The organism is Roseovarius sp. (assembly GCF_040219995.1).
In the GTDB taxonomy this organism is placed as follows: domain Bacteria; phylum Pseudomonadota; class Alphaproteobacteria; order Rhodobacterales; family Rhodobacteraceae; genus Roseovarius.
In genome coordinates this window covers 187,462-208,820 of record NZ_JAVJUC010000046.1, presented here as the reverse complement: position 1 = coordinate 208,820, position 21,359 = coordinate 187,462, and the positions used below count along the sequence as shown (strand labels likewise).

At 62.5% G+C, this 21,359-nt stretch carries 13 protein-coding genes; 6 read left to right on the top strand and 7 right to left on the bottom strand.

The genetic code is table 11. The features are described from left to right. Positions 1–7: 7 nt before the first annotated feature. The 4 genes from RID11_RS20690 to RID11_RS20675 are packed head-to-tail and all read right to left on the bottom strand — an operon-like array spanning position 8 to position 9,950. Positions 8–2,761 carry a hypothetical protein gene (locus tag RID11_RS20690; protein ID WP_350142199.1) on the bottom strand — a complete coding sequence of 918 codons (2,754 nt, stop codon included), beginning with the start codon at positions 2,759–2,761 and terminating at the stop codon, positions 8–10. 27 nt (positions 2,762–2,788) lie between these two features. Further along, the gene (locus RID11_RS20685) at positions 2,789–5,401 is read right to left on the bottom strand and encodes a hypothetical protein (protein ID WP_350142198.1); all 2,613 of its coding nucleotides are present in this window, start codon (positions 5,399–5,401) and stop codon (positions 2,789–2,791) included. Positions 5,402–5,451: 50 nt separating this feature from the next. After that, positions 5,452–7,191: a hypothetical protein gene (locus tag RID11_RS20680; RefSeq protein WP_350142197.1), complete on the bottom strand. Its 1,740-nt coding sequence runs from the start codon at positions 7,189–7,191 to the stop codon at positions 5,452–5,454. Further along, the gene (locus tag RID11_RS20675) at positions 7,191–9,950 is read right to left on the bottom strand and encodes a hypothetical protein (RefSeq protein ID WP_350142196.1); all 2,760 of its coding nucleotides are present in this window, start codon (positions 9,948–9,950) and stop codon (positions 7,191–7,193) included. The genes RID11_RS20680 and RID11_RS20675 overlap by 1 nt, the downstream gene beginning before the upstream one ends. A 360-nt stretch (positions 9,951–10,310) precedes the next feature. Between RID11_RS20675 and RID11_RS20670 the strand changes: the two genes are divergently transcribed. The 3 genes from RID11_RS20670 to RID11_RS20660 are packed head-to-tail and all read left to right on the top strand — an operon-like array spanning position 10,311 to position 12,859. After that, the gene (locus RID11_RS20670; RefSeq protein WP_350142195.1) at positions 10,311–11,225 is read left to right on the top strand and encodes a hypothetical protein; all 915 of its coding nucleotides are present in this window, start codon (positions 10,311–10,313) and stop codon (positions 11,223–11,225) included. 30 nt (positions 11,226–11,255) lie between these two features. Continuing rightward, positions 11,256–11,627, top strand: coding sequence for a hypothetical protein (locus RID11_RS20665; protein ID WP_350142194.1), 372 nt, complete (start codon positions 11,256–11,258; stop codon positions 11,625–11,627). Positions 11,628–11,683: 56 nt separating this feature from the next. Next, positions 11,684–12,859 carry a T6SS phospholipase effector Tle1-like catalytic domain-containing protein gene (locus RID11_RS20660; protein ID WP_350142193.1) on the top strand — a complete coding sequence of 392 codons (1,176 nt, stop codon included), beginning with the start codon at positions 11,684–11,686 and terminating at the stop codon, positions 12,857–12,859. Positions 12,860–13,031: 172 nt separating this feature from the next. Here the strand turns inward: RID11_RS20660 and RID11_RS20655 are convergent, their stop codons facing one another. After that, positions 13,032–16,175: a valine--tRNA ligase gene (locus RID11_RS20655; RefSeq protein ID WP_350142192.1), complete on the bottom strand. Its 3,144-nt coding sequence runs from the start codon at positions 16,173–16,175 to the stop codon at positions 13,032–13,034. Between the two features lie 158 nt (positions 16,176–16,333). On the opposite strand from RID11_RS20655, the gene RID11_RS20650 reads away from it, so the two are divergent. Continuing rightward, positions 16,334–17,308 (top strand): zinc transporter ZntB, encoded by a 975-nt coding sequence (locus tag RID11_RS20650; protein ID WP_350142190.1) that lies wholly within the window; start codon positions 16,334–16,336, stop codon positions 17,306–17,308. A gap of 48 nt (positions 17,309–17,356) precedes the next feature. On the opposite strand, the gene RID11_RS20645 is transcribed toward RID11_RS20650, so the two are convergent. Further along, the gene (locus RID11_RS20645; protein ID WP_350142189.1) at positions 17,357–17,797 is read right to left on the bottom strand and encodes an Lrp/AsnC family transcriptional regulator; all 441 of its coding nucleotides are present in this window, start codon (positions 17,795–17,797) and stop codon (positions 17,357–17,359) included. Positions 17,798–17,905: 108 nt separating this feature from the next. Here RID11_RS20645 and RID11_RS20640 point away from each other — a divergent pair, with 108 nt between their 5' ends. Both RID11_RS20640 and RID11_RS20635 read left to right on the top strand, forming a co-directional pair. After that, a complete protein-coding gene (locus tag RID11_RS20640) occupies positions 17,906–19,036 on the top strand; it encodes a type III PLP-dependent enzyme (RefSeq protein WP_350142188.1) in 1,131 nt (376 codons plus the stop codon). Positions 19,037–19,144: 108 nt separating this feature from the next. Further along, entirely contained in the window at positions 19,145–20,233 is a 1,089-nt protein-coding gene (locus tag RID11_RS20635) for a T6SS phospholipase effector Tle1-like catalytic domain-containing protein (RefSeq protein ID WP_350142187.1), read from the top strand. 270 nt (positions 20,234–20,503) lie between these two features. Here RID11_RS20635 and map read toward each other — a convergent pair whose 3' ends face one another. After that, on the bottom strand, positions 20,504–21,328 hold the full coding sequence (map, locus tag RID11_RS20630) for a type I methionyl aminopeptidase (RefSeq protein WP_350142186.1): 825 nt from the start codon (positions 21,326–21,328) through the stop codon (positions 20,504–20,506). Positions 21,329–21,359 lie beyond the last annotated feature (31 nt).

Below are 21,359 nucleotides of genomic sequence, written 5' to 3'. Positions count from 1 at the left end.
TTTCTCATCAGCCAATCGGTTCGGGATCGGGCTCAACCGGGGTAGGCACCATGTCCGAGTCGAAAAAGCGGGGCACGACAAAGCGTTTGCGGGTCACCACGGCAGGATCGCGCACCACGTTTTGCCCGTCCGCCAGATGGTAGATGATCGTCAGCGTGAACTCACGCGGGCTACCCTCTTCCACCGGGTGTTGGAAAACCGGCGAATCCGTCGGGTTCTCCAACGTGAACGTCTCTGATGTGGTGTGACCATTGACCGGGTCGTCATAGTCGATCTGGATTTCGACGACCGGCGTGTCGGTGAAATTGATCTGCCGCGCGTTGAACTGGCACTTGACCTCGGGCGACACCACCCTGGGGATGACCAGGACGGTCTGATCGGTTTCCTCGGGGTCTTGGGTGATCGTGTTGCCCTGTACCGTGTGATAATCCAGCTCATGCGTGTAGGTCTTGCGCTCGTTATCGGCGATCGTGATGTTCCAGCTTTTGGTCTGGTTGTCGTTCGCGTCAAAGGCGAAGGTCTTGACCTCGCTGATGTCGGCTGTGTCGTCCTCGTAGCGCAGGGTGCATGTGACGACGGGGGTCAGACTAAAGTCCACCGTATTCGGCATCACGCTGACTTCGAGTTGCGGCAGGTCGGTGGCGACAATCGGGATCGTCTGGTCTCCGTCGGCGACGATCTCGTCGGATACCTTGAAATCGCCGTTCTTGAAGGACACCGAGACCTTGTAGCGGAACTCGCGCAGGGCATTGTTCTGCAGCACGACGGACCAGGTCTTGAACTCCTCGGATTTCGTGATCCGGAAAGACTGATCGACATGGTAGTCGTTGGACTCGTCTTCGTAGGCCAGATCGACGATCACCTGCTGAACGTTGTCCCAGCCGGCCCCGACCGGCAGCAGCCCGACATCAAGCTTGCTGAAGAGCGGTGCGTTGACAAAGATCGTGCGTTCCGTGGTCGAAACCTCTTCGCCCTCGATGACCTGTCCGTCCTTGAGGAAATAACGTGCCTTCCATTGCACCGGCTTGTCCCAGTCGGTGAAAAGATCCCGGGTATAGGTCTGTGTGGGCTGGCCGTCGACCAGTTTGAAGGTCTGTGTCTCCTCCTCCACGCCGTTGGCCCGGTCTGCATAGCTGACCGAGACCTGGACGTGATCGACGGTCTGCGCAAAGTCGATTGCACCGGCAATGATCTGCAGGTTCAGACGGCCGCTGTCGGGGATCGACAGGTTCAGCGTCGGCGTGCGATCGCGCTGCCAACGGGTAAAGTCGCCGGGCTCCTGCCCGGTATAGGCCAGGCGCCAGCGATAGAAATACTCGCGCTTGCCCCCGATAAGGCTGGGGTCCCAGGTTCCGCTGGTTTCGTCCTTGTCAAAGGTAAAGGTTTCCTGCTTTTGCTGGAGGTCCCCGTTCTCGTCCCGCCCGTCATAGCGCACCTGCACCTCGACGAAGGCGATCGGGTTGTTCTCGAAATCGGCAAAGCAATTCACCTCCAGCCCGAGCGTCAGGAAGAACGGGTCGTTGAGGTCGACCAAACGCACGAAGTTGCGCATTTCTGACTCTGACAACCCGTCGAAGAAGGTCTGAAGAGTGCCCTGCGGGTTCTTCTCGATCTCCGCGATGCTCGTCATCGTCTCGTTGTAGGTGATCGTTTGGAAATCGATCTTCTCGGTCTGCTTCAGGATGTAGTAGTCGGTCTTTTCCTTCAGCAGGTCGTCGCCTTCCTCCTCCTCGGGCTCTTCGGTTTCCTCGAAAAAGCGTTTCTCCAGCAGGTCCTGAACCACGCCCATCGCCGTGCCCCGGATTTCCTGTACGAGGTCATCTTCTAGGTCGAGCATGCCGGTGTCGAACTTCACGTCGATCAGCTTTGCCTCGACGGCCATTTCAAGCTGGGTTTCGTAATGTGCGATATCGTCTTCACGGCACTTGTAGTTGTCGTAGTCGTGGTCGATCGAGGTCAGCGCCTTGTGCACGGCGCGGGTATCCGCCTGAATCCGAAGATTGACCGGGGGCAGGCGGCCCATGAACGCCACCTTCATCACCGCTGCAATCGGAAGAAGATCGGTTCCCCCGGTGCCGTCATGTTCAAGGATTGTCTTCTCGAAGAACGTGGCGCCTGCGGGCGTGAGCTCCAGCATCACCGCCGCCGTGTTGGGCCCGGTCATCGACAGCGGGCCGTCCACGACGGAATGCGTGACCAGGTTCTCCGACGAAGGCGCAAGGATGCTGAACGTCCCTTTCGTCCATTCCGGATAGGACAGTTCGATCTCAGGCGCCTCGTTACCCGGCGGCGCTTCCGGGCGGTCGGGGTCAAGCCCGAGCGACACATCCTTGATCGTCAGGGCCGGCGGTGTGACCGGATCGCCCGCAGGTCTTGGAACCCCGTTGGTCCGGTTGTGCCAACTCGACAGGGTCATTTCCTCGAGCGTGTGGCTGTGGTTCTCGGCAAAATCCTTGAGCCGCTGCCATTCGGTGTCCACGTAGGATTGCAGCCGGCCGCGTAACGAGTCCTCATCGGTTTCATTTACCCGAAGCTCGACATCCATGTTCAGCATGCCGCCGCCAACGGGCAGATCCGGGTTGTTCTCGCGGTCCTCGTCGGAAAATGCGTACTTGATCAGCAGAAAGATCGGCTTGCCGTTGGGATCGCGCCGGATCGACACATAGTCAGGCAGAAGATAGAATTTCCACCATTTGGTATCGTCCTGATACACGGTTACACGCAAGTCGTCGTAATACTGGAATGCAGGCGTCTTGAGCATAATTCTTTCCCTCTTGCGATATGTTTGTCATTCAACGTCAGCCGCGAAAGGCGGCACGACGATCAGGCTTTTTGTTAGAAACTGGGGCTCCTTGACCACGGGCTGGTTGTCGGGGGCGACGAAATAGGTCAGCGTCATCTGATACAGTCGTCGCGCCACGTCTTTGGCCGGGATCGACCACGTCTGGGTGGTGGCGCCCGCCTCGAACCCTATGGAATGGGTCGTGCTGAAATCGTTGGCGTCATCCTCGTACAACAGGTCAACGACAACCACGGGCGTCTTTTCGAAATCGATCAGCGACGGCATGATCCGTATCTCGATGGTACCGGCCTCGGGGGCCTTGTAGGGTGGCAGCACCAGCGCGGTGTCGGATTGATCCGGGATGTCGATCACGACAGGATCGCGATCATCGGGGAAATGCGTGACACGTGCGGTGTAGCTGAGCGGTTCGTTCGGCCGGATCGGCACGATCCAGTCCTGTCGCTCTGTCGTCTGGAAGGTCAGGGTGTCCCGGGTGTCGCTTTCGGCATGATCCAGCACCACCTCGCAGATCGGAGCCGCGTCGAAATCCAGCCTGTTGGGGATCACCGCCACTGTCGTCGTGCGGGGCTCGCGCACCGAAATCGGAACAACGCCGGACCCGGAATCGGATTGCAGCGTGCCCTCTTCGTGATCGCCGTTGCTATAGCTGATATTTACCCGATACGTGAAATCGGTCTTGTCCGGGTCGCGCAGGCGCACCGTCCAGACCCGCAGGTCCTGATGGCTTTTCAGCACCGCGACCTCGGTGATGTCCACATCGTTGTCGGGGTCCTTGTAGAATAGCTCGATGGTGACCTGCACGACCTCGCCCCAACCGCGTCCCACGGGCAGCAGCCGAACCTCCATCAACGCGCCGAACGGCTGATCGATAAAGATCGTCGCGGACGCCGATTCCTGCAGGGTTTCATCTTCCATGATCTCACCAGACTGAAACGCGAACCGGCGGCGGAACCTGACCGGGTTGCGCACCGCCGCGCCAATTTCACGCGACAGCACCGCTTCGGGATGGGCCTTGGTCAGGATGACCGTCTCGTTGACCGGCGTAACCCCGAGCGCATCGTCCTCGTAGATCAGGTCGACCTGCACCGAATGCAGCTTCAGCGCATCGAAATCCAACGCACCCACGACGACCTTGCGCTCCAGTCGCCCCGGCGTCGGAATGGCGATGTTGAGGGAACTGCTCTCGATGGTCCCGGCCTCGCTGAACGGGCCGAACTCGCCTCCGGTAAGTTTCGATCGGTAGCGATAGCGCACGGTGCGTTCCGACCCGATAAGCGAGGGCGACCAGAGTTGCGGGGCGGTATCGGTGAACACAAGCGTCTTGTTGTGAACCCGGTTGCTGCCATCGAAATCGGTGCCGCGATATTCCAGTTCGACCTCGACCGCCTCCAGGTCCGTGCCAGCGAAATCGGCGAACACGCGCGTGGTCAGGTTCAGGTTCTTGAACAGATCGTTGTCGAGCCGCAGGCGGCGAACGAAACGTTTGATTTCCGATGGGGGCAAACCTTCAAAGAACGTCTGCAGCGTGGATTGCGGATTGATCTGCAGTTCGACGACCGAACTTTGCTGCAGGTTAAGCCGCAGGTCCATTGTCGTCTTGTCAAAGGACTTTTTCAGGTACTTCTTGCTGTTGCCGTTGCGGCGCTGGTTGCGACGCTCTTCATCAAGCAGATCCTCGGGCAGTTCGTCCTCTAGTCCCGGATAATAGCCGAGCGCGGGATCTTCGGTGAAGAAGTTGTTTTCGATCAGCTGCTGCATCATGTCGAGCGCATATTGCCGAAGCTCGTCGAGAACCTCGTCGCTGACATTTGCCGAACCGGGGTCGATCTTGACATCGATCAGCCCTGAAACCTCTGCAAGCGCGGTGTTGATGTCAGACTGCTGGAAATCGTAGGTCGTACACTTGTCCACGCCCTCGCCATCCATGAACTTGCGGGTCTCTTCGTAGATGCGCTCGCTTTCTGCGGTCACTTCGATATGAACCGGGGGGATGCGGGCGGGAAAGAACAGCTTGTAGCCGATCTGTATCGGCGTCAGGTCCGACCCGGTTCCGGCGGTCAGGGTCTGATGCATGAATTCCGATCCGGCTGCGGTCAGGTCCATCGAGAAGACAGCGATATTCCCGGCCATCAGATCGGGCTCACCCTGGGCAACCTGCTTGTCCACGAGCAGTTCCGACTGCGGGGCGTACATGTTGACCCCGCCGCGGATATAGTCTGGCTGGGCGAACTCGACATTCGGCGGCTCCGTCGTGCCCTTCACCCCCCGCGAATTGCGCTCCTCCGGCGTGCCGTTGCGGCGCCGCTCCCACTCCGCGTCGACCCGCGTCTGCATCTCGGCGCGCACAGCTTCGAGCTCGTCATCGGTGACTTCGAAACTGACGTCGAAATTGACATAGCCGGCACCGTCGGGCAGCGCCGGATCGGCTCGTCGGTCATCATCGGAAATCGCATACTGAACCAAAAGGAAAATCGGGTCGCCCGCCTCATCGAGGCGGATCCGGGGGTGCGACCCGGTCAGGTAGAACCTGAAGAAATCCGTGTCATCACCCCAAACGGTGACGCCGTTGACGACGGCTACAGACGGTGCAGTGAGCATGGGCAAGAACCTTTCGAATAATTGAAATTCCAATTACTGGCGGCACGGGTTCAGATGAGGGCGATCTCCTTTTCAGAGGTGCGCGCCCAGTTTCCCTGGGTCATTGGTCGAGGCTGCCCGTCCTCGTTCTCTCGCACGATTGCGGCGCGCCAATCATAGGCAAGCGTCGAGAAAACGCTTGGGCGCCAGACCGCGATTTCGGTTGTCTGACCCGGACGCAAGACGCGGGTCGTCACGTATCCGCTGAAGGGGGATGCGACGTCGAGCACTGCAAAACGGATTGCGTCATCGCCGATCTGGCAGGTGATCCGGTTCGGCGCGCGCACCATCAGATCGACCCGCGCCACCAGCACGGTGGTTTCCGTTTCGGGGCCGTCGCGCACGACATGATCGGCTGCGTCGTTTTCGGAGGGCGGCGGCAGCGCCTCGATGCGCAGTGCATAAACCGTGCCCATTCGATGACCGGTCAGAACCACGCGGGCCTCCGGGGCGTCAGGTGTCAGCACGGCCACGGTTTCACCGCCATCATGCCCGAACGTCGCCCGCACCGCGCTGCACAGATCGAAGATGCCGTCGTCGGCGACAAGATGGATCAGCGTGACCTGCAGGCGCTCGGGTGACACATGTATCATGAACGGGTTCGCGGCAGGCTCGAAGGTCGGATCTGGCGGCCAGAACCTTGGAAACCCGCCGCCGGGCCCGGGGGCCAGAACAAGTTTGACCCGGCTGGTGACTTCGAACGCCTGCGTGATCGCGGGGTAGCGCGTCCGCTGTGTCGCATCGATCGGATCGTCGGGACGAAACCGCAACGTGCTGTTTTCGGGCGTGCCACCCGGACCGGGAAAGGAAAGATCAACGACCGCTTGCATGGCGTGCCGTGAATCCAGTGGAATCTGGTTCAGGACGTGGATGTCGACATCGGCAAACGGTTCTATGGTTCGGATCTGCGGAAAGTGACGTGACCGGCCCGCGTCGTCCAACCCGGCCACGAAGTCGCCCATCGACCAGTCTATCCTGTGTGTACGAACTTCCGTACGCGGGGTGTCGAGCGCCACGCGCAGCGTGCTCATGCGGTCGCGCTCTATCAGCACATGACCGCCGTCTGGGTCCGGGTCAAAGATCAAGGCGCGCGCGCGTGCTGCCGTCTCACGCAGCAGACGATCCGTGTCGGGCAATGACGCGCGACCCATGGCGTGAAAGGTTATGAGCCCTTTGGGCAGGGACAGAAAAGCCCGCTCTATATCGACCGGGCGGGTAGGGGCCGCCCCCAGTTGCGCCGACAGGTGATCCCAAAGCTGCACGCCGGGCAGTTCGGCTGTCGCCGGTACACCTTGCGCCCGGCCCGGAATCTCCAGATCAAAGCTCAGGTCGAGGACGCGATCATCGCCAAGCGCCAGTCGCCGCATCAGCAGCGCCGACCTTGCATCGAGCAAGAGCTGGATCAAGACACCACCCTCACCGTCCGTGACAGCAGCGCGCCACGTCATGAGCTCTTCCGCGCCGGGGACTTGCGTGCGTGGGGTGACGCGGACATTGCAGCCCGAGATCGCCGCCCTCGTCCACTCCATCCCGTCCGGCGCCTGAAACGACAGCATGGAGCCTGCAAACCGTCCCTGAAAAACGCCGCCGCCCTCGCCGTCGTCATTCACATGCAGAACCAGCGAGAGCTCGGGCGTGCCATCGGTCACGATCGGCGACAACCGGTCTGGCAGCAGATGCGCCAGGTGCGGATCGGCGTCATCCAGAAAGGCATTGCCGACATGCGCGACGGGGCGGTCGAAAACAAGCATCAGGCCCCCCCGCTCTGAGACATCGCCGGTTGCACATCGAGGTTCCCTGATCCGGCAGCATAGGGGGTTGCCGCACCCGCGCCCGAGGCATGCAGATCCTGAACCGAATAGGCGTAATGCTGCGCTTCGGTCGCGTTGGTCAGGAACAGGATATGCGGCATCTGCAAGGTCACGGTTTGCGACGGCGCGTCCGGTGTCAGCACAACCGGCTCTTCGCGCGTTCGAAAGGTGACGGAAACGCCGGTCAACGGCTCGGCACCCTCAGGTGTGACATCAAAGAACATCGGTTCAATACGAACCGTGACCTCGAACGTGTCGTTCGCATAGCCCTGCACAACGGTTGTTTGGGCGAGGATCGCCAGCAGGTCCGGCAGCACCGAAACATCGCTCAGTTGCGGCGGCACTGTCAGCGTGCCGCCGGGCGGGTCCGACCGGTACGTGACAGCCAGCGTTCCGCCCGGCTCCAGCGGATCGGTCGGCGGTGCCGTTTCCGCAATGGCGCGCCGGTCTTCACCCAGTATCACGACTGGAAACTCATGAATCCGTGTCGGACTCTCAATGCGGTTGACGTATGTGACAGTGGTGGAGGGGCTGTCTTCCGCGTTGGTAAGACTGGCGTTGAACACGTCGCCGATGGTGTTGCGCATGCCGATCCGAACCGGCACCGTGCCCTGTCGTCCGTCGGGAAAGGTCGCCGCGACATGTCCCGACAGCCCAATACCCGATGCGGTCTGAAACGCCGTGGTCAACTGGCGGTACTCATCCTCGTCAAAGGTGAGTGCATCGCTCAGACCATGCACAAAATCGACCTCCGCGTCGTCGCGCGTGACTTCGGCTTCGGTGTCGCCGTTGTCGGCCAAAAGCCCGATCGTAAGCGACGTCACGGTCGGCGTGATCGGCGATATGTGACTGTCCGCCCCGAACTGTTCATGTGCCATGGCAATGAGATCGGGCTGAATATAGGGCTTTGCCTGATAGGTCATCGTGACCGAATAGCTTGGCCCATCATCACTCGCGGCGGATTCATCGACCTCTTCGTTGAGATGAAACAGCACGAGCGGCGCATAGGGGGCGCTTTCGGATCGCACCAGCCGGAATTCCTGAGGTTCGTAGTAGATCTGCGAGGGCACCAGCCCGTCCTGATAAAAGATCGCGGTATCCGAACCGGACCGGATCTCATGGCGCAGCAGGACCAGGCCACCCGAACTGTCCTCGGGCGCGTCGAGCTGGTCGGCGTGTAGGTCCGGATCAGCCCAGAACGGCGACACGATCTGAACACCGGTCTCCTGTCTGCGCGTCAGCACCGGCTTGCCGCTGGGCTCGACCATGACCCAGCTTGGCAGCTTGGAGGTCACGATCTTGTCGAGAAAGGATTTGTTGAGCGCGACGGACAGGGTCTGGACGTCCGCCCGGCGCTGCCCTTCGCTCGAGGTGCGCCCCGCCTCTTCGGCCAAGCGTCGGGACTCGGCGATCCGGCGGACCAGTTCGGCGTTGCGCCCGAAACGCGTGGGGACGCTGCGGCGCAGGACAGAAGGCTGATCGAGGGTGTCCGCGACCGGCAGCCGGATGGTGTCGATCCGCCGCGTGCTGTCGGGCGCAACCCGCGGCGTCGCGGGTCTGGTGTTGGCCTGCGGCGTGCGCTCAATCCGCATCTCGATATTCGGCTGAACCGCTGCTTCGGGCTGGTCGATCGCGGTGCTCAGTGCCTTTTCGCGGATCTTCTTGGCGGCGGCCGGATCAATATGAAATGCCTTGGCCCCGACGCGTTCAAGCAGGGCTTTCCTGGCTTTGTGCCCGACAAAATTCTGTTTGACGCTGCGGCGCCCGACCGTCGCGGTCGCCGTCACCTCTATCCGCGCCCGATGTTCCGGCCGCGTCAGCACACGGTAAAGCCGGATATAGGTTTCCATGTCCTCGATCGTGGTCACCGACTTCCGCACCGTGCTGCCGACATCGGATACCGGCGCCAGATCCATCCAAATGAAAGGCGTGTCACCGGTGGCGTGATCGGGGTGGAAAACGTGGTGAATCACACGATCTCCAGGTGCACCCGGGTCATGCACGTCAAGCAATTCACTCACCGAAAGCACGCCATCGCGCTCGCTGAGCGTCAGGGTGACGGTACTTCCCTGGATATGAAAACTGGCCATGGCACGGCCGTCACGTATGTCGGCGACGACCGTTCCCAGATCGGTTTTGTTGGCATGCTGGTCTCGTGTGGCGTGGAGTTTGAGCTGATTTTCGCCGGCCACTGCGATCTTCAAGGCCGTCACGCCATCGGTGTCCGGGTCCGAATTCCGCCACCGTCCTTCGAATCGCGCCAGTCCGAACGAGGTTTCCGAGGGCGTGTCCGAGGAAACCGGCACGTGGTAGCCCAGTCTCAGTGATACGTCGTGCGGCATGATGCGCACCGGGTCCACCGTCACCAGCGGCAGCGCCTGAAGCTCAACGGTAAGACGCCCTGCAGGTGCCGCAGGATCGTCGCTGGGTGGAAACATTTCTAGCCGCGTGGTTCGGCGTCCTTGCATCGAACGCACAACATATCGCGGCAAGTAGAAATCCGACTGGCCATCAACCGACGATTTGTAGCGAAGCCCCGCGATGATCCCGTCCGTGGACACCATCGGCAAATCGCGCGAAATGACCCGCGAAACCGCTCGTTCAAACTTGGCCTGATCGCCCGTGCGCGCCTGCAAAAGCGCCGTAGAAGGCATCTCAACGAGATCCTCGTTGATCAAATACTTTTTCTCAATTTTCATTTTCCTGTCCCGAGTGTGACGAAAGATCACGCGTTAGGAACGACTCATGCCAACCGCTCAAAACCAGAAAGGAACACAATCTATTGTAGCATTTTTTTTCGTTCAAATAAACGTGAGAATCCTGTTACCGAGGACGCCAGAGATTAGCGGCATGATCGCGCTCTTGAGCGGTGACTGGACTTGAGGTATCCTGTTTCCGTGCCGGGGTGATGCGCTAACGTCCATGCGCATATAGGTTTTTTACGTTAATCTATTGAAAAGAGGTGATTTATGTTCGCCGCCATGTCTGCCCGCTTCGCTCTGTATGCGGCTGTCCTTATAGGTCTCGGCGCGTGCAGCAGTGATCCCGTCCGCCCGCTGATGGAGGATTTTGCAGGCTCGGTCAGCCGGGCCGGTACTACCGCAGAGCGTGCATTTGATGATCGGCAACTGGATGCCGGACTGGCCGAATTGAGGCGCTCGGTCCTGGCGCAGCAGTCCAGCCTCTACGCTTTGGAAGAGAGGTGCCAACCGCTCGAGCCGACGGCGGTCGAGTTTTCCCAGGCCCCGCCCGACTTCGAGGAGGTCTGTCGCCTTGCACCCAAGGTATTTGACCCTCAGACGTCGGAAATCCGCCCCGCCTCGGACGCACTTCCCGAAGGCGACCCTCGGGTCGAGGCCGCGAACGCCCGGCGACTGGTCCGCGGCCTGAAGGATTACGCGGAGGCGCTTCAGACCATCCTGACGACCGACACGCGGGCCGAAACGGCGGCGGCTGCGGTGGCCGCGCTCGATGCGGTTGGTGATCTGACCGAAACCGCAGCGCCGCGCGCCGGTGACGAGGGTCTGGCCGCACGCGTGTTCTCTCAGACCGGGCGGGATCTTGTCGGGCGGGCCAGTTCCGAGATCCTCGAGGCCTACAGGTATCGCCTGTTGAAATCCGTGGTGACCGAGGCCGATCCTGCCGTTCAGACCGCCGCCCGGATCGTCGCCGTTTGGTTCAACCGCGAATTTGACCGCGCCGAGGTGGCCGCAGCCTATGACCGGCTTCAGAGTGCGACCGATACCGGAACGCCCGGCAACGCCGGCGACCTCGCACGCATCGAGGAGGCCTATGAGGCCGCGCGCCGGGCCGAGGAGTCGGCCGGCTGGCGGGTGTTCTGGCAGATCGGGGTGACACATGCGGCCATCGTCGACAGCTTCGGGCGATCAGGTAGCCAGGACGCGCTGAATGACGCGAACAGCCGCATCTTCGATCTGGCCCAAGCGGTAAAGGCATTCGCGGAAACACAATAAGGTCCGCACTAGACATAAGGGAGCCGCGCGATGGCAACGGCAGCGCAGATACTTCAAACCGCAAAGACCGTGGACTTCATGTTCGACGAATTCACCCGAACAGCCCGACAGCAAAAACTGCTGGCCAAGTTCAAGGGCGACATGGAAACCCATGCACGGATTGATGCCGCGTGGCGCACGGCACGCGATGCCAAGGAAGAAGCCTTGGAAAAACTCGAACAAGAGCTTTTGTCGACGCCTGTGGTCGATGCGATCCTTGCGGAGTTGCAGAGCCGACGCGACGATGCGCGCCAACTCCTCGAACGTATCCGGACGACGCAAGATATTCTGGCGGCGATCGAGCAAGTCGCACGCTTGTCCAAATCCATGATCGACCGAATCAGGGCTCTGACAGTTGGCTAGGCTGAAACCTCGGAGTTACACTACCTGGAAGACGAATTAACCGTTGGGTGAAGCAATTGAGCAAGAACATTGTCATTCTGTGTGACGGAACGTCGAACGAGATTTCGCAGGATAGGACGAACATCCTGCGGCTCTTTGGATGTCTCAAGAAATCTCCGGAACAATGCGTCTTCTATGACCCCGGTGTCGGCACCTTCGGGGCCGAGAATTCCGCATCCTACTATTACAGGCGCTTGGTCGAGATCTGGGGCTTGGCCACCGGCTGGGGAATGGATGCCAACGTAAAGCAGGCCTATCGCTATCTCGTCCATCATTACGATCACAAGAACGGTGAATGCGATGAAGCAGATCGGATCTTCATCTTCGGCTTCAGCCGGGGTGCATATACCGCAAGGGTTCTGGCGGGCTTCATTCACGCGGTCGGGTTGCTCCATCCGGACAACCTGAACCTTTTGAACTACGCCTACCGGGCATACAAAAGCATAGGAGAGAATGCGGATAGCGAGACTGGTGACAACAGCTTTGCAGAAGTCCGTCTTTTTGAGCGCATACTTCGCCCGACCCGCCCCCGGATTCGATTGCTGGGCCTTTTCGACACCGTTGGGTCAGTGATTGAGAGTGGAAGGTTCGGGCCAAGGTTAAGATCACATGCGTTCACAAGCACGAATCCAAGTGTCGAGAGCGTGCGGCATGCCCTCGCCTTGGACGAGCGCAGGACCATGTTCCAACCTCAGCTCTGGCCCGCAGGCAAGATGCACCGGCGTGAACACTTCAATGCGAAATCTGAGATCGAGCAGGATGTGAAAGAAGCCTGGTTCGTAGGGTCGCACGGTGATGTCGGCGGCGGATATCCCGAGGCCAAGAGCGCGATCGCCAAAATACCCCTGACCTGGATGATTCGAGAAGCACAGGCAGCGGACGTGCTGCTCAAGACGCGCACGATCAACACCATTGTCCTCGCTCAGAACAGTGAGCGCTACATGGCACCCGATGCGCAGGCGCCTATCAACAATTCAATGACCCCGGCATGGTCGATGCTGGAGTGTCTGCCTCGCTTCAAACGCCGACACATCAAGACCAGCAGGAGCACGATTGCAGGGGTCTACATCCCTTGGTTCGAAGAACGCATTGTTCCGGAGGGCGCGAACATTCACTCGACAGTCTTTGACCATGATCGCAGCCCCAACGCCGTGAAGAGGTCAAACTTGCCCGAAACGTATACCACGTTCTGAGATAACGCTGCCGAATGCCCACCCATGGGGTCGAGAACGCAGGCCCGCGCTCTAGCCTGACGTCTCGATATGGGACCTGCCCAACCCGGATGATGACATAGCCGCCAGCCCGGCGGTTCGATCTCGAACGTCGCACCGCCGGGAGGTTGAGCGCCCCGGCGGTGCCATCTCTTCAGCCGAGTTCGGCGAGCCGGTCGAGGGCGGCGCGCAGCTTGGCCTCTTCCTCCTCGCGCAGGGCAAGGTTCTCGCGGGTTTCCGCCACCACGTCCTCGGGCGCGCTTTCGACGAATTTCGGGTTCTTCAGCCGCCCGCGCAGCCCGCCTAGCTCTTTCTCCAGCTTGCCCAGCGTCTTCTCCAGCCGCGCCTTTTCCTCTCCCACGTCGATGATATCCGCCAGCGGCAGGCCAAAGCTGCCGCCCTCGACGGTCACGGTCACGCAGCCCTTGGGGAAGGCATCCACATCGGTCAGGCTCTCGATCCGCGCCAGCCGCTTGATCATCACCTCGTTGCGCGCCCAGGCCGCACGGCCCGCCTCGTTCAATTCGGTGACCAACAGCGGCACATGCAGCCCGGCGGGCACATGCATCTGTGCCCGGGCCGAGCGGATCTGCTCGATCAGCGAAATTACCCAGTTCATCTCGCGATCCGCCGCGTTGTCCACCATGTCCGCGCCGTAGCTGGGCCAATCGGCATGCACCAGCATCTTCTGACGCTGACCGAGCGTGCCCCACAATTCCTCGGTGACAAAGGGCATGATCGGGTGCAGCAGGATCAGGCACTGGTCGATCACCCAGGCCATCACCGCCTGCGTCTCCGCCTTGGTGGCCTCGTCACCATCCATCAAGAGCGGCTTGGAAAATTCCACATACCAGTCGCAGACCGTGCCCCAGACAAAGGCATAAAGCGTGTTCGCGGCATCGTTGAAGCGGAAGTTCTCCAGCGCCTCGTCCACCGCGATCCGCGCCTTGGCGGTCTCGCCGATAATCCACTTGTTGACCGTGGCAGAGGGCGTCGGCACCGTGCCGCCAGAGCCTGTCGCGCCATTCATCTCGGCAAACCGCGCGGCATTCCACAGCTTGGTGGTGAAGTTGCGATAGCCCGCGATCCGCTCTTTCGAGAGCTTCAGATCGCGCCCCATCGCCGCCATCGCGGTGAGGGTAAAGCGCACCGCATCCGCGCCATACTCGTCGATCAGGTCCAGCGGGTCGAGCACGTTGCCCAATGATTTCGACATCTTCTTGCCGCTCTCGTCGCGCACCAGCGCATGCACATAGACGTGGCTGAATGGTTTCTGCCCCACCACCGCATATTGCATCATCATCATGCGCGCGACCCAGAAGAAGATGATGTCGAAGCCGGTGATCAGTACCGAGGTCGGGAAATACTTCTGCAATTCCGGCGTGTCCTCGGGCCAGCCCAGTGTACCGATGGGCCAGAGCCCGGAGGAGAACCAGGTGTCGAGGACATCCGGATCGCGCCAGATCGGATAGACCAGATGCGTCGGGTCCTGCGTCGCGGTATACTCGGCCAGCGACGAGGCCAGCCGGTGCAGGGCGTCCTCCCGGCTCGCAACCTCGACCACCTGCATCGCGGCAAGCGGCACCGGCAACGCCGCCAGCTTGTCGTGCCAGGCATCGGACACCGTCGCGAAATCCGCGCCGCATTCCATCAGATGCCCGGTATGCCCCTCGTTCAGCCCGCGCAGCATTTCCACAAGATCAAGCGCGCCGTCGTTCTCGTCATCGCGGAAATCGGGCGAGCTGAGATCGAACCCGTACCAGACCGGGATCTGATGCCCCCACCACAGCTGCCGCGAAATACACCACGGCTCGATATTCTCCAGCCAGTGGAAATAGACCTTGCGATCCGCCTCGGGCAGGATCGTCACCTCGCCCGAGCGCACGGCGTCGAGCGCGGGCTGCACGATCTTGGCGGTGTCCACGAACCACTGATCGGTCAGCATCGGCTCGATCACCACCTTGGAGCGGTCGCCAAAGGGCTGCATGATGAGCTTGGCCTCGACCAGCGGCACCCATTCGGCATCGCGCGTCTCTTCGCCCTCTTCCGGGGTGGCCGGTTTCTGCGCCGCCTTGCCAAGACGCGGATCGTCCGCGCGTGTCATCACCGCCAGCCCTTCCTCGGTGATCTCCTCGACCACCTTCTCCCGCGCCGCGAACCGGTCCAGCCCGCGCAGGTGATCGGGCACCAGGTTCAATGTGTCCACCTCCTCGATGGTGAACTCGGCACCTGTCGCGATCTCCTGCGCGCGCGCGGCGCATTCGGCATAAAGGGCCCCGTCGTCGCGCATCTGCGCGCGCGTATCCATGAGCCGGTACATCGGGATACCGCCGCGTCGCGCCACGCCGTAATCGTTGAAATCATGCGCGCCGGTGATCTTGACGGCACCGCTGCCGAAAGTCGGGTCGGGATAGTCGTCGGTGATGATCGGGATCAGACGGCGATGCTCTTTCGGCCCCACCGGGATTTCGCACAGCTTGCCGACGATGGGCGCGTAACGCTCATCGCCTGGGTGCACCGCCACCGCGCCATCGCCCAGCATCGTCTCGGGCCGCGTGGTGGCAATGGAGATATAGTCTCGGGTCTCGCGGAAGATCACGGTCCCGTCTTCATCTTTCTCCAGATACTCATAGGTCTCGCCCCCCGCCAGCGGGTACTTGAAGTGCCACATATGGCCCGGCACCTCCGCGTTCTCGACCTCCAGATCGGAAATTGCGGTCTCGAAATGCGGGTCCCAGTTCACCAGCCGCTTGCCGCGATAGATCAGGCCCTTGTCGTACATGTCGACAAAAACCTTGATTACCGCATCATGGAAATTGCCGTCCTCGCCCTCGGGTGCTGCGGGGGCACCCGACATGGTGAACGCGTTGCGCGACCAGTCGCAGGAGGCCCCAAGGCGCTTCAACTGATTGATGATCGTGCCGCCCGATTGCGTCTTCCAGTCCCAGACCTTGGCGAGAAACTCCTCACGGGTGAAATCGGTGCGCCGCTGACCGGCTTCGCCCAACTGCCGCTCCACCACCATCTGCGTCGCGATGCCCGCATGATCCTGCCCCGGCTGCCACAGCGTGTCATGCCCGCGCATCCGGTGCCAGCGAATGAGGATATCCTGCAAGGTGTTGTTGAACGCGTGCCCCATATGCAGGCTGCCGGTCACATTGGGCGGCGGGATCATGATCGAGAAGGTCTCGGCCCCTGCCTTCGCATTGGCCCCGGCGGCAAAGGCCCCGGCCGTCTCCCAGGCCTCGTAAAGCCGCGCTTCGGCTTCGGCTGCGTTGAATGTCTTGTCCATCGCCATGACGTGTCGGTCCTGCAATTGAAGGGTTTTGCGATGCTCTAACGAATGCGCGCCACAAGGGGAAGGCGGGCGGCGCATTTTCTTAGGTCTGCGGCGGCGTGACAGGCGCCGCGATATGGCCCATGCTCACGATGGTGCAGCAGGCAGGAGACGGGCAAATGGACGGTGTGACAGTATGGCGGATCGCCCCGGACGGGGCTGGCACCGCCGTGCAGCCCGAAGGCGCGGCTCCTGCGGATTGGTCGGCAGAGGGCACGCTGACATGGGTGCATGTGGATTGCGCCCGGCCCGGCGCCCGCGACTGGCTCGAGGCATCGGCGCTCGATCCGCTGGTCAAGCGCGCGCTTCTGGCCCCCGAGACCCGCCCGCGCTGCACCGCGCATGGCGAGGGGCTGCTGATCAACCTGCGCGGCGTCAATCTCAACCCCGGCGACGAGGTCGAGGACATGGTCTCCCTGCGCATGTGGGTCACGGCGGGGCTGGTCGTCACCGTGCAACTGCGCCGCCTGATGGCGGTGCGCGACGTGATGGACGGTGTGGCGCGCGGGCAGGGTCCGGATGGCGCGGCGGAGCTGGTGGCGCGGCTCGCCCTGCGGCTCGCGGATCGTGCCGAGCCGGTGGTCGCGGGCCTCAACGAAAAGCTCGACACGCTGGAGGATCAGGTGATCGAAGGGCTGAGCGCGCTCGACCGGCGTGGGCTGGCCGATATCCGGCGGGTGGCGATCCTGCTCCGGCGGCATATGGCCCCGCAGCGCGACGCGCTCAGCACCTTCGAGATCGAGGACATGCCGTGGATTCATCCGCACGACCGCTCGCGCCTGCGCGAGGCGACCGAGCGCATGACCCGGCTGGCCGAGGAACTCGACGCGATCCGCGACCGCGCGCAGGTGGTCCATGATCAGATCATGGATGCGCGCGCCGAGTTGATGAACCGGCAGATGCTGATCCTGTCGGTGGTGGCGGCGATCTTCCTGCCGCTCGGGCTTCTGACCGGGCTTCTGGGGATCAACGTGGGCGGCATGCCGGGGGCGGAGGATCCGCGCGCCTTCTGGATCGTGAGCGGGGGGCTCGTGCTGATCGGGGCCGCGCTCGTGCTGTGGTTCCGCCATGCCGGATTGCTCGGTCGTCGCTGACGCCCCCGGTTTCTTCTTGGCAAAAATACCCGAATCGCACCAGCGGCCTCAGGCCCCCCGGTCGAGTTTCGTGCTGAGGTGAATCAGGCTTTCCGACCCCTTCACCCCCTTGGCCTCGCCGATCCGGTCGAGCGTGTCATCCAGCGCCTCGGTGGTCTCGGCCTCGATCGTCACGATCAGGTCGAACCGCCCCGAGGTGGTGTGCACCCGGCGCACCTGCGGCAGCGATTTGAGCCGCGCCAGCACCGCCGGGCCGGTGCGCGGCTCGATGCTCAAAAGCGCCGTGGCGCGTAATGCAGCGCGCGCGGCCTGACCGAGCCGCAGCGCATACCCCGCGATCACCCCTGAGTTTTCCAGCCGGTCCAGCCGCGCCTGCACCGTGGTGCGCGCCAGCCCGAGACGGCGCGCAAGCGTGGCCACCGGCAGGCGGGCATTGTCCTGAAGGAGGGCGATCAGCTTTCGGTCGGTTTCGTCGATCTGTGATGTCATGCCGTCGTTTCGCCAGATATTGCCACAAGATTAGACGAAATAACGCGATGAATCGATGCAAATTCGGGGGACACTGAAAGAAAGAGCAGGCCAAGAGGGAAAACACCCATGGAAAACACCCCCCCCATCCCCGATCCGCGCGCGCATCTCATGCGCCATGCCCCCGACGCACCGGTACTCTATTTCAGCCCCGAGCGGCTTCAGGCCACGGCGCAGACGTTCCGGCAGGGCTTTCCCGGCCTTGTGACCTATGCGGTCAAGGCCAACCCGGGTGAGGAGGTGCTGGCCAATCTCGCCCGCGCCGGGATCACCGGGTTCGACGTCGCAAGCCCCGCCGAGATGCGTGCCGTGCGCGCCGTCGCCCCCGATGCCGCGCTGCATTACAACAACCCGGTGCGCTCGCCCGCCGAGGTCAGGATTGCTACTGAGATGGGCGTGCGCTCCTTCTCGGTCGATTGCCTGCACGAGTTGGACAAGCTGACGGGCCATGTCGCGCCGGATGCCGAGATCAGCGTGCGCTTGGCTCTCCCCGTTGTCGGTGCCGCCTATGATTTCGGCGAGAAATTCGGCGTCGGCCCCGACCGCGCGGCGGAATTGCTGCGCGCCGTGGTGGCGCGCGGTTTCACCCCGTCGATGACCTTTCACCCCGGCACGCAATGCGCCGACCCGAACGCCTGGGGCAGCTATATCGCCGCCGCCGCCGAGGTGGCGCGCAGCGCGGGCGTGCGTCTGCACCGGCTCAATGTCGGCGGCGGTTTCGCCTCGCACCGCACCGGACCCGCGCCGGACCTCGCGGCGATCTTTGCCCATATCGGCAGCCGGATGGCGCAGCACTTCGGCGCGGACGCCCCGACGCTTGTCTGTGAGCCGGGCCGCGCCATGGTCGCCGAGGCGTTCAGCATGGCGGTCCGCGTCAAGGCGCTGCGCGATACGGGCGCGATCTTCGTCAATGACGGCGTCTACGGGGGCCTCACCGAGATCCGCGACATCGGCGCGCCCGACCGGATCGAGGTGATCGCACCCGATGGCACGGCACGGCGCGGTGCCCCGCAGCCGCGCGTGGTCTTCGGCCCGACCTGTGACAGCATCGACCGGCTGCCCGCGCCCTTGCCCCTGCCCGGTGATCTGGCCGAGGGCGATTACCTGCTGATCCACGGCATGGGCGCCTACACCCGCAGCCTCAGCACCGAGTTCAACGGCTACGGATTGCGCGATGTGGTCACGGTGGCGCGGCTCTGACGCATGGTTCACGTGAATTTTCATGAAATGTCAGTTATTTCGGTGCAGACTGACCTTATATTGACCGCGTGAGGGCCGCAGCCTGCGGCCTGTCAGGACAGGTGTCGCATGTCATGGCGTGACTGGACCAAGAGCGTATACGACTGGCTGCGCCCCGGCTCTCGGGCCGAGCATACGGCCTTTGCCCACCGGCGCGGGCCGGTCACCCATGTCCTGATCCTCGACGGCACGATGTCGAGCCTTGCAGAGGGCTATGAGACCAATGCCGGGCTGACATTCAAGCTCTTGCGCGAGGTGGCGGGACAAGACCTGTCGCTCTATTACGAGGCGGGGATCCAATGGCGCGACTGGCGCGCGACCGGTGACATCATCCTGGGGCGCGGCATCAACCGGCAGATCCGCCGCGCCTATGGCTATCTTGCCAGCCGCTACCGCCCCGGCGACCGGATTTTCCTGATCGGCTATTCGCGCGGGGCCTACGCGGTGCGCTCGCTGGCCGGGGTGATCGACCGGGTCGGCCTGGTGCGGGCCGAGGCCGCGACCGAGCGCAATGTGCGCCTTGCCTTTCGGCATTACCGCTGCACGCCGCATTCCAAGGTGGCAGAGGCATTCGCCCGCGCTCATTGCCACGCCACCTGCCATGTCGAGATGGTCGGCGTCTGGGACACGGTCAAGGCGCTTGGCCTGCGCATCCCGCTGCTCTGGCGCTTTCGCGTCGATCAGCACGGGTTTCACAGTCACCACCTCGGGCGTACCACGCGGCACGGCTTTCACGCCCTGGCATTGGACGAGACGCGCAACGCCTATTGGCCGGTCCTGTGGGAAACACTGCCGGACTTCGACGGCGATCTGGAGCAGGTCTGGTTCCGGGGCTGCCATTCGGATGTCGGCGGGCAGCTTTGCGGCGTGCAGGCGGCGCGCCCACTGGCGAATATCCCGCTGGTGTGGATGCTGGAACGGGCCGAGGGCTGCGCACTGCCCCTGCCAGAGGGCTGGCGCGCCCGGTTTCCGCAGGATGCCAGCGCGCCGTCGGTCGGCACATGGATCGGCTGGGGCAAGATACTGCTGATGCGCCGCCCTCGTGTGGTCGGGCGCGACCCGTCCGAACGCCTGCACGAGAGCGTGAACGGAGCGCTGCGGCGCAGGTGGGGTGGGCCGCGCCTTACCGGTCTCTTGAAAGAACATGCAGGGCCGTGAATGCGGCACATGTGTTGGGTTGGTTTTGGCCTGAAGCCGACCTTTGCCGTTTCAGGGACAAGCCGCGCGGTGCCCGACCGCGGGTGGGCGCTGCAACCTTTCCGGGGCGCGCTTTATGGCAGCCAAATACTGCAACGATTGCGCGTGTTTATGGCGTTGCAAAAGCGCCCGCCCGGGGGGCGGTCGGGCGCTGCGCGGCGGCGCGTTCCGCGCCTTGATTCCGCGCATTGGGGCTGAACGTCAATGTCCGCTCCAGCCCAATCCCCCCGCTCAGCCGCCCCATGTCGGATGAAACCGGCCCGCGGGCGACAGCGTGAAAATCTCCGCCCCGTCTGCCGTCACCCCCACCGAATGCTCGAACTGCGCCGAGAGCGACTTGTCGCGCGTCACCGCCGTCCAGTCATCGGCCAGCACCTTGGTTTCGGGCCGCCCGAGGTTGACCATCGGCTCGATGGTAAAGAACATGCCCTCTTCCAGCACAGCCCCCGCGCCCGCGCGCCCGTAATGCAGCACGTTGGGCGGCGCATGGAACACCCGGCCCAGCCCGTGACCGCAGAAATCGCGCACCACCGACATGCGCTGCGCCTCGACATAGGCCTGAATCGCATGGCCGATATCGCCGAAGGTATTGCCGGGGCGCACCGCCTCGATCCCCTTCATCAGCGCGTCATGCGTCACCTGGATCAGCCGCTCGGCCTTGCGTCCCAGCTTGCCCGCCACATACATCCGGCTGGTATCGCCGAACCAGCCATCGACGATCACGGTCACGTCCACATTCAGGATATCGCCATCCTTGAGCACCTTGTCACCCGGAATGCCATGGCAGACCACGTGATTGACGCTGATGCAGCTGGCATGCTGATAGCCCTTGTAACCGATGGTGGCCGACTTGGCCCCGGCGGCGTTCACCCTCTCCTCGATCAGCGCATCGATCGCCCCGGTGGTCTGGCCCACGAACACATGGTCGGCGATCTCGTCAAGGATCTCTGCGGCCAGCCGCCCTGCGTCATGCATACCCGCAAAATCCGCCGCCTCGTGGATGCGGATGCCCTCGCGCGTGGTGCGTCCCCGGTGTTTGTTCACATCTGGCCTCATGGTGTGGTCCGTTTTGTCTTTAATTAGGCCC